This is a genomic window from Candidatus Poribacteria bacterium, assembly GCA_016866785.1.
Lineage (GTDB): Bacteria > Poribacteria > WGA-4E.
Genome location: VGLH01000169.1, coordinates 1 through 6,645, shown reverse-complemented (window position 1 = coordinate 6,645; position 6,645 = coordinate 1). Strand labels below are relative to the sequence as shown.

The window sequence follows — 6,645 nt, the reverse complement described above, 5'->3', positions numbered from 1 at the left end:
GCGTCAAGACCACTGCCGCGATCCCGTGGAGGATGAGGGATACGGTGAATGCGAAGCTGGTTCTGCCCTGTCCCGCCATGAGCGTGCCTCCTAACACGTCGTCAGGTACCGCCGCGAACCGGACGGCCTCTTCTCACTCTACACGGCTCAACTCGCCGCGTCAAGAGCGTGACGACCGCTGCCGGTCGCGCGTTGCGTCAGACCACAAGCAGCAATCGTGCCCGTTCGGGTTGATCCGACGAGCACGCGGGCTGATCGCGCTGTACCAGCCACCACAGCGACTCTCGGCGAGAGAGCGCCGGGTCCAAGCCGCTGCTTCTTGCCCCATATCGTGCATGGATGCGTTGAGGCTGCACGATGTGCCATTCACGGTATGGCGCGTCGGATGCCACGTCCGTCGCCGCAAGGGCATGCGAATGCTATAATGGAATCACGTTCGGAGCCGTAGGGGACCACCATGAGAATCGCAATCGTCGGCGCTTCGGGCTACACGAGCAGCGAGTTGATCCGCCTCCTCGTGAGTCATCCGGGCGGCATCGACCTCGTGGCAGTCACGTCAGAGACGTATCCCGGCGTGCAGGTCACGCGTGCCATGCCCAACCTGCGCGGTTACTGCGATCTGTCGTTCGAGTCGTTCGACCTCGATGCCCTTCGGGATCGCATCGACGTCGCCGTGCTCGCGGTTCCGCACAAGGTCGCTCAGGACTTCGCGCCTGTGCTGTTGGGCGCAGGGCTGCGCGTCATCGACTTCAGTGCCGACTACCGCCTGCATAGCGCAGACGACTACGAGTCTTGGTACAAGTCCCAGCACACGACACCAGACCTCTTGTCCCAAGCTGTCTACGGGCTGCCGGAGCGATACCGGGACGCGATCCGCTCAGCCGATCTGGTCGCCAACCCCGGATGCTATCCGACCAGCGCCATTCTGGGGGCGATGCCCTTGGTCGAGAACGGATTCGTCGAGCCGGATTCCATCATCATCGACTCGAAGTCCGGCATCTCCGGCGCCGGCAAGAAGGCGGACGAGAAGACCCACTTTGCGAACCGGGAGTCCAACCTGACCGCGTACAACATCGGCGTGCACCGCCACACGCCCGAGATCGAGCAGGAGCTGACGGCAGCAGCCGGCGAGACGGTTCGCGTGAGCTTCACGCCGCATCTGATGCCCATGACGCGCGGCATCCTCTCCACGATCTACGCGACGTTGCGCCGACCGATGTCCACGGGCGAGCTGCTCGACGCGTACTTCACTCGGTTCAAGGCGGAGCCGTTCGTGCAGGTGCTGGATGCCGGCGAGTACGCCCAGACGAAAGCCGTTCTTGGCAGCAACAACGTCCACATCAGCTTGGAGGTCGATCCGCGCGTCGGTCGTGTTGTCGTCACGAGTGTTCTCGACAACCTCGTGAAGGGCGCATCGGGCGCGGTCGTCCAGAACCTGAATCTGATGGCGGGACTCGACGAGACCGCGGGCATCCGATTCCCCGGGCTCATGCCCTAGACGGTTCTGCCGGCGATCTGACGAGAAGAGGTGACACATGCGGAGCCCCAAGGACCGCGACGCCGACCGGTTCACGCCGGACGACGAACGGCGCGGAAGGCCTCTAGGTGAGGACTCGGATCGAACCCGGCGAGGCCGCCCGTTCGGGGATCGCGCGTTCGCCCTTGTGAACGAGTTGCTGGCAGCGACCGACGAGCGCGACGCCCGAAGGTCCATTCTGTACCAGTTGCGCCGGCAGATCATCGAGGACGAACAGGCGTTCGAGGACGTCCAACAAGCCATCGCCGAGCTGGAAGAGGCGGTGACGAAGCTGACGTCGCCGGCGAACCGTATTGGCGTCTACCTGGGACAGCCGCGCGAGGGCATCGCCCACGTCGCGCTCGGGGGTTCCGACTACTTCTCGAACATCGATCCGCAGCTCGACGTGTCCACGTTCCGCGTCGGGACGCGCGTGCTGCTCAACGAAGCCTACGTCGTCGTCGGCGACTTGGGCTATGCCCCGACGGGCGCGATCACACGCGTCGCCAACGCGCTGGAAGACGGGCGCATCCGCATCGGGCAGGAACCGAGCGGCGCGTCCGCCGTGCTGGAGCGTTCCGACGCGATCCGCGACAGCCGGATCAAGACGGGGGACGAGGTCCGCGTGGACGCCTCCTCGCGGGTTGCGCTGGAAGTGTTCCCAGCCCAGGAGACCAAGGACTACTACCTCGACGAGGTTCCCGAGCTCCCGTGGGAGAAGGTCGGTGGGCAGGACGAGGCGATCCGCGCCATCAAGGACGCGATCGAGATGCCGGTTCTGCACCCCGATCTCTTCGAGCGGTTCCAGTTCAAGACGCCGAAAGGGTTCCTGCTCTACGGGCCGCCCGGCTGCGGCAAGACGCTCATCGGCAAGGCGACCGCCCACAACCTGGTCGAGCAGCTCAAGAAGGAAGCCGGCAAGCAGATCGAGGGCCAGTTTCTGCACATCAAGGGGCCCGAAATCCTGAACATGTGGCTGGGCGAGTCGGAGCGGAAGGTGCGCGAGATATTCGCCCTCGCGAGGGAGAAGCGGAAGCAGGGCATCCTGCCGTTCGTTTTCATCGATGAAGCCGAGGCGGTGCTGGGAACCCGGCGCGCGCTCCGATCCCACAATATCTCGAACACCGTCGTTCCGATGTTCTGCGCGGAGATGGACGGCATCGAGTCCCTGCGCGACATCGTCATCATCCTGGCGACAAATCGCCCCGACCTGATCGACCCGGCGATCCTCCGTCCGGGTCGCATCGACCGGAAGATCAAGGTCACGCGACCCGATCGTGACGGTACTCGCGAAATCTTCCGCATCTACCTGAACGAGTCGTTGCCGATCAGCGCAGACCTGGTCGTGGAACACGACGGTTCCGCCTCGGCAGCGGTCGATACGCTGATCGAGGCGGCGATGGAGGACTTGTTTGCGCGACGCGACGACACGCGGTTCCTCGAAGTGACCCTCAACAGCGGAACCGTGGAAGTGCTCCACCGCGGCGACTTGGTGAGCGGGGCGATTGTGGCGTCTATCGTGGAACGGGCGAAGGAGCTCGCGATCAAGCGCTCCGTCGCGCAGGGGGAGGAGTCCGGCATCACCCGTGACGACGTGGTGGATTCCATCGCCCAGGAGTACCGCGAGAACGACATCTTCCCGCCGTCGGACAACGCCGACGACTGGCTCAAGCTCATCGACTACGACCCGGAAAACGTCGCGCGCGTTTCGCCGATCCGTCCCAAGAAGGGCGGAGCGCGGCGTCGCGACGGCATTCTATGACGGCGGTGGGGATATGAACCGCCTGTTCGGCATCGAGACCGAGTATGGCATCATCCTGGAGGGCGAGGCAGAGACTGACCCACTGATCGAGTCCATCGCCGTCGTGCGATCCTATCGACCCGAGGACCCGACCCCGCGATGGGACTATGCCCTCGAAGACCCTTTCCGCGATGCGCGCGGGTTCCGAGCGACGGAGCTCCTGGAACACCCGGACGAGCGCGAAGAACACCAGCGCGACCGCAAGCACGAGCTTACGTACGAACAGGTCAAGAGCGACCGAATCCTTCACAACGGCGCAAGGCTCTACAACGATCACGCGCACCCCGAATACTCGACGCCGGAGTGCCTCAGCCTGTTCGACCTCGTCGCGCACGACAAGGCGGGCGAGCGGATTCTCCTCCAGGCGGCGCAGCGCATGTCGGCGGAGCGCGGCTCCCGCGTCATCCTCTACAAGAACAATACCGACTTCCAGGGACATTCCTACGGCTGCCACGACAACTACATCATGTCCCGCGACACGCCCTTCGACCGGATCAAGGCGAACCTGACGGCGTTCAACGTGACGCGTCAGGTGTTCGCCGGCGCTGGCAAGATCGGCATCGAGAGCGAATCGGGCATGCAGTCGCCCGGCACGTTCCAGTTGTCGCAGCGGTCGGACTTCTTCGAGGTCGAGGCGAGCGTCGATACGATGCATCGCCGCCCGTTGGTGAACACGCGCGACGAGCCGCACGCCGACCGCGCGAAGTACCGTCGTCTGCACGGGATCGTCGGCGACGCCAACATGTGCGAATACGCGACCGCCCTCAAGATCGGCACGACGGCGCTCGTGCTCGACTGCATCGAGCAGGACGTGGTTCCCGAATCGCTCGCCCTGGCGCGTCCTCTCGACGCCATCAAGGCGATCTCCCACGACCCGACGATGCAGTGGCGCGTCACGCTCGCCGACGGCACGGTTTCGACGGCGATCGCCGTGCAGCGAGAGTACCTCCGACTGTGCCAGGACCACGCCCTCTCGCACGATGGCGAGACGGAATGGGTGCTGCGCGAGTGGGAGTCGATGCTGGACGCGCTCGAGCGCGACCCGATGTCGCTGGTCGGTCAGTTGGACTGGGTCACGAAGAAGTGGCTGCTGACGACGTTCGTCGAGGAAGAGGGCATCGAGTGGTCCGATCCGTGGCTCCGTGGGATCGACCTGGAGTACCACAGCATCGACGTCGAGACCGGGCTCTACTATGAGCTGCAGAAGGACGACGGCATCCGACGTCTCGTTTCCGAAGAACGCATCCTCGACGCCGTGACGACCCCGCCGTCCGACACGCGCGCCTACGTCCGAGGACAGTCTCTGGCGCGGTTCGGCTCTCAAGCGGAATCGGCGCAGTGGGACTCGCTCAAGTTCCGAGTCGGCGGACGAACGCGCGAGCTCAGCCTGAACGCCCTTGTCGAGCCGGACGCCCTTGCCCGCTGCCGCGAAGCCCTTGATGGCTCCGAGCAGATCGAGGACTTCCTCCGAGCCGCCGGAATCCGCTAGAACACTACGGACGCCACGGCTCCCATCCCTGTCGGCGCATTGAGGGCGCGTAGACCGGGTGCTATACTCGGTCGAGACAGCGACGCCCGAGCACCCCGACGGTGAAGAAGACGCAGATGAACGACCGACCCGGTTCCTACGACATTGGTCTGATCGGCCTCGCCGTGATGGGCGCCAACCTGGCGCGCAACATCGAGCGCAACGGGTTTTCCGTCGCCGTGTTCAACCGCACGACCGCGCGAACCGAGGAGTTCATCGCCAACTTCGGCGCCGGACGCCGCTTCCTGGGAACCAAGGGCCTCCAGGAGTTCGTATCGGCGTTGTCTCGCCCGCGCCGGGTCATCCTCATGGTTCAGGCGGGAGCTCCTGTCGATGCGTTCATGGAGCAGTTGGTTCCATTGCTCGATCCGGGGGACATCCTCGTGGACGCCGGCAACTCGCTGTTCCACGACACGGTGCGACGACAGGCTGCGATGCGGGACACGGGTATCCGATACGTGGGTATGGGCGTCAGCGGCGGCGAAGAGGGCGCTCTGAACGGTCCCAGCATCATGCCCGGCGGCGAACGCGGAGCGTACGAGAGCCTTGAGCCGATCCTGAAGCGCATCGCGGCGCAGACGGAGGACGGGCCCTGCGTCTCCTACATCGGCGAGGGAGGCGCGGGTCACTTCGTCAAGATGGTGCACAACGGGATCGAGTACGGCGACATGCAGCTCATCACAGAAGCCTACGACCTGCTCCGCAACGGCTTCGGGATTCCGGCGGAACGCCTCGCCGAGGTCTTTGACGAGTGGAATCGGGGCGAGCTGAAGTCCTATCTCATCGAGATCACGGCGGACATCCTGAACCATCGGGACCCGGACGGCGGAACGCTCACACTGGACACGATCCTCGACTCGGCGGGTCAGAAAGGGACCGGACGCTGGACGGTGATGACCGCGCTCGACCTGAGCGTGCCGATTCCGACGATCACGGCGGCGGTGGACGCACGCTTCGTCTCGGCGCTCAAACAGGAGCGCGTGCGAGCCGCAAGCCTCTTGGGGTCGCATACCTCGGAGAAGCCGACGGACTCGGGGTCGGTCATCGCGGACGTGCGCGCGGCGCTCTATGCCTCGAAGGTGTGTTCGTACGCGCAGGGGATGGCGCTCCTGCGCGCTGCCGACGCGTCGTATGGCTTCGGGCTCCAGTTCGAGGAGATCGCCCGCATTTGGAAGGGCGGATGCATCATCCGCGCGGTCTTCTTGGACGAGATCAAAGCCGCGTACCAGCGCGACGGCTCGCTGCCGAATCTGTTGCTGGACCCGCACTTCCGCGCGGGAGTCGAGGCTCGACTGGACGCCTGGCGGCGGGTTGTGGCGAGCGCCGTCCGGCTCGGAATCGCCGCGCCGGCGATGGCCGCGTCTCTCGCCTACTTCGACGCCTACCGCCGCGCCGATAGCGCAGCATCGCTCATTCAGGCGCAACGCGACTACTTCGGGGCGCACACGTACCAGCGAACCGACCGCGAGGGCACGTTCCACACACAGTGGTCGAGCGGCTAGAGGCTCGTACGTCGGCGTCGCTTCCCAGATGCCGACAGGAAGGCTACTCTTTAGCTCGGGCGCGTCCCAATCCCGCCAGCGGAACCCGACGATCACTGGATGGGAGCCAGACGCCATGTTATCGCGACCGATTCGTTTCGCGCTTCGAGTGCTCCTCTGCGTTCTCGCCATTGCCGCTCAGGCGGCATCCGACCAGCCGGATCCCAAGACCATTCTCGATGCCGTCGACAAGCTCTACCGGAGCGATTCGAGCTACTCCGACGTCGAGATGACCGTCACGACGCCCAACTGGACGCGC

At 64.9% G+C, this 6,645-nt stretch carries 5 protein-coding genes; all 5 read left to right on the top strand.

What is annotated here, in order from left to right; genetic code table 11:
- Positions 1 to 457 precede the first annotated feature (457 nt).
- On the top strand, positions 458 to 1,498 hold the full coding sequence (locus tag FJZ36_17220; protein MBM3216641.1) for an N-acetyl-gamma-glutamyl-phosphate reductase: 1,041 nt from the start codon (positions 458 to 460) through the stop codon (positions 1,496 to 1,498).
- Positions 1,499 to 1,535: 37 nt separating this feature from the next.
- Complete coding sequence (locus FJZ36_17215) at positions 1,536 to 3,278, top strand: AAA family ATPase (GenBank protein ID MBM3216640.1); 1,743 nt, start codon at positions 1,536 to 1,538, stop codon at positions 3,276 to 3,278.
- Positions 3,279 to 3,291: 13 nt separating this feature from the next.
- Positions 3,292 to 4,806: a proteasome accessory factor PafA2 gene (locus FJZ36_17210; protein ID MBM3216639.1), complete on the top strand. Its 1,515-nt coding sequence runs from the start codon at positions 3,292 to 3,294 to the stop codon at positions 4,804 to 4,806.
- 116 nt (positions 4,807 to 4,922) lie between these two features.
- Positions 4,923 to 6,347 carry an NADP-dependent phosphogluconate dehydrogenase gene (gene gndA / locus FJZ36_17205; protein MBM3216638.1) on the top strand — a complete coding sequence of 475 codons (1,425 nt, stop codon included), beginning with the start codon at positions 4,923 to 4,925 and terminating at the stop codon, positions 6,345 to 6,347.
- Between the two features lie 115 nt (positions 6,348 to 6,462).
- The coding region (locus tag FJZ36_17200) for a hypothetical protein (GenBank protein ID MBM3216637.1) at positions 6,463 to 6,645 on the top strand (183 nt) is incomplete at its 3' end.